Origin of the sequence: Dyadobacter frigoris (assembly GCF_005280585.1) — a bacterium.
Taxonomy (GTDB): Bacteria; Bacteroidota; Bacteroidia; order Cytophagales; family Spirosomataceae; genus Dyadobacter; species Dyadobacter frigoris.
In genome coordinates this window covers 1-932 of record NZ_SZVO01000061.1, presented here as the reverse complement: position 1 = coordinate 932, position 932 = coordinate 1, and the positions used below count along the sequence as shown (strand labels likewise).

The 932-nt window shown below is 44.7% G+C and carries 1 protein-coding gene; it reads left to right on the top strand.

Going from position 1 to position 932, the window contains the following annotated elements:
* The coding region (locus FDK13_RS35215; RefSeq protein ID WP_137344682.1) for a potassium-transporting ATPase subunit KdpA at positions 1-906 on the top strand (906 nt) is incomplete at its 5' end.
* Positions 907-932 lie beyond the last annotated feature (26 nt).

Sequence of the window (932 nt, the reverse complement as noted above, 5' to 3'; positions counted from 1 at the left end):
ATGATCATTCCAATGGCGATGGTTTTTGCTTTTGGCTTCTTTTTGAAAAGAAGAAAAATGAGCTGGATGATTTTTGGGGTCATGACAATCGGGTTTTTACTGCTTACTGTTCCTACAATCATTTGGGAAAACGGTGGAAATCACGCCATCACCGCCATGGGTATTGATAACGGTGCCGGTGCCATGGAAGGTAAGGAAGTCAGGTTTGGAAGTACAGCTTCTGCCTTTTGGAGTATAGCCACCACCGTCATCTCAACCGGCTCGGTCAATTCCATGCATGACAGCTTTACGCCGCTTTCCGGAATGACACAATTACTGGCGATGATGACCAATGCTTTTTATGGTGGTGTCGGCGCCGGTATGCTCAACTTTTTCATCTTCATTATTCTGGCCGTATTTATCAGTGGATTGATGGTGGGCAGGACACCTGAATTTATGGGTAAAAAAATTGAAGCACGGGAAATGAAAATCGCCATGATCGTTGCTTTACTTCACCCGTTCCTGATTCTGGTCGGTACTGCGCTGGCAGCGGCATTTCCTACCATAACCTCTGCAACTCTTGCCAATCCCGGTTTCCACGGATTTACAGAAATGCTTTACGAATACACCTCTTCGTCAGCAAATAATGGTAGCGGATTTGAAGGTCTGGGCGACAATAATCCATGGTGGAATATCACCACAGGTTTTATTCTGATCCTGTCTCGTTACATTCCGATCATTGGTCCGATTGCGATCGCGGGACTTCTTGCAAATAAGAAATTCATCCCGGAAAGTGCAGGAACGTTAAAAACGGATTCTTCAACTTTTGGAATCATGGTTCTGGCCGTTATTGTGATTATCACAGCCTTATCCTTCTTTCCGGCACTGACGCTGGGTCCGATCGCTGAATATTTCACGCTGCGTTAAGACTCGATTTCAAAATAATAAATAAA